The 1,957-nt window shown below is 64.9% G+C and carries 2 protein-coding genes; one reads left to right on the top strand and one right to left on the bottom strand.

Going from position 1 to position 1,957, the window contains the following annotated elements; genetic code table 11:
- Positions 1-1,238: acyl-CoA dehydrogenase family protein (locus RT662_RS11515; protein WP_313670849.1), on the top strand; the 1,238-nt coding region annotated here is incomplete at its 5' end.
- Here RT662_RS11515 and RT662_RS11510 read toward each other — a convergent pair.
- The gene (locus RT662_RS11510) at positions 1,239-1,862 is read right to left on the bottom strand and encodes an HAD-IA family hydrolase (RefSeq protein WP_313670848.1); all 624 of its coding nucleotides are present in this window, start codon (positions 1,860-1,862) and stop codon (positions 1,239-1,241) included.
- Positions 1,863-1,957: the final 95 nt, after the last annotated feature.

The following is a 1,957-nucleotide window of genomic DNA, read 5'->3' as shown; positions in this document are numbered from 1 at the left end:
GCCCATGCGCTGGAGCAATATCAGAAAGGCACCTTGTGACCGATTTCACCCTGCCCGAAGCCACCAAGGCGCTAGCCCGCCGCACCCGCCAGTTCGTGATCGACAAGATCATCCCCTTCGAACGCGACCCGCGCCTGACCCAACACGGCCCCACCGACGATCTGCGCGCCGAACTGGTGGCGCTGGCCAAGGCGGAAGGGCTGCTCACCCCGCAAGCGCCGACCGAACTGGGCGGCATGGGTTTCGATCACGCGACGCAAGCCGCGGTGTTCGAAGCCGCCGGCTGGTCCACGCTCGGCCCGGTCGCGATGAACTGCGCCGCGCCGGACGAAGGCAATATGTATCTCCTCTCCCGGATCGCCCGGCCGGACCAGGTGAAGCAATTCCTTGCCCCCATGGTTTCGGGCGATCGCCGCAGCGTCTTCGCCATGACCGAACCCGACGGCGCCGGCAGCGACCCCGGCCAGTTGAAGACCCGCGCCGTGTTCAACGGCAACGACTATGAAATCTCCGGCCTGAAATGGCTGATCACCGGGGCAAACGGCGCCAAGACCTGGATCATCATGGCCAATGTCGAGCCCAACGCCCACGGCGCGCACGGCCCCACATTGTTCCTGTGCGAAGGCGATACGCCCGGCATCCACATTGAACGCGTGATGGATTCGATGGACCGCAACTATGTCGAAGGCCATTGCGTCGTGCGCTTCGAAGGACTGCGGCTCGGCCCGTCGCACCTGCTGGGCGAAATCGGCTCGGCCTTCCGCTATGCCCAGATGCGCCTCGCCCCGGCGCGGCTCACCCACTGCATGCGCTGGCTCGGCGCGGCGGCGCGCTGCCAGCATATCGCGCTGGAACATGCCCGGGTGCGCACCGCTTTCGGCAAGCCGCTGCTGGCCCATCAGGGTGTCAACTTCATGCTGGCCGACAACGAGATCGCCCTGCACCAGGCCCGGCTGGCCATCCGTCATGTCGCCTGGCTGCTGGATAATGGGGTAAGGGCACGGCACGAAAGCAGCATCGTGAAAGCCAGCGTGTCCGAAGACCTGTTCAAGGTCGCCGATCGCTGCGTGCAGATATTGGGCGGCATCGGCGTCACATCGGAAACCGTCGTGGAAATGATCTTCCGCGACATGCGGCCCTTCCGCCTCTACGACGGCCCGACCGAAGTGCACAAATTCGCCATCGCCACCCAGCTGGAACGGCAGGGCAGCGCCTTCACCGATCCAGTGGGCTGGTGATCAGAAGCGCAGGCCGGTCGCTGCCGCCAGATCGGCCAAGGCCTGCGCTTCACCCGTCACCTTGATCGCCGTCATGCCCAGCGCTGCGGCCGGCTTGCAGTTGATACCCAGATCATCAAGGTAAACGCACGCCGCCGGCGCCACGCCCAACGCCTCGCACATCATCAGATAGATGCGCGGATCGGGCTTGCGCAGGCCAACCTTGGCACTCTCGATGACATGGTGAAACTCACCGAGGATATGCTTCACGCTCGGCCCCCAGCCGATATCCTCTTCACTGGCCACATTGTTGGTGATGCAGCCGATCTTGAACGCCGCCTTGCAGGCCCTGAGCGCCGCCACCATCCCCGGCCGCACATCCCCCGCCAGCAATGGCAACACATCGCCGCCGGGCACATCATGGCCCAGGCTGAGCGCTTCCGCCCGGAACGCCGCGTCAAACTCGCCGGTGCTGATCTCGCTGCGCTCCAGCCGCGCCCAGGCGTTGGTATCGGGGTTGGTGGAATTCACCGTGCGGATGAAGCCCGTCGGCAGGCCACGCTGCGCCTCATACCGCGCAAACGCCTCGAACGGCGACGAAGTGATCACCCCACCGAAATCAAAAATCACCGCCTGTATCGCCATGCCCGGCTCCTTGTTATCCAACGTCCCTTAGGCGCGAAGGTCAGGGACTTCACCCGAGAAAAGAACAAGGGGGGCCTCCGGCGGGCAGGGACGTA

This window comes from Sandarakinorhabdus sp., from assembly GCF_032115815.1.
GTDB lineage: Bacteria > Pseudomonadota > Alphaproteobacteria > Sphingomonadales > Sphingomonadaceae > Sandarakinorhabdus.
This window is presented reverse-complemented; position numbering and strand designations above follow the sequence as displayed.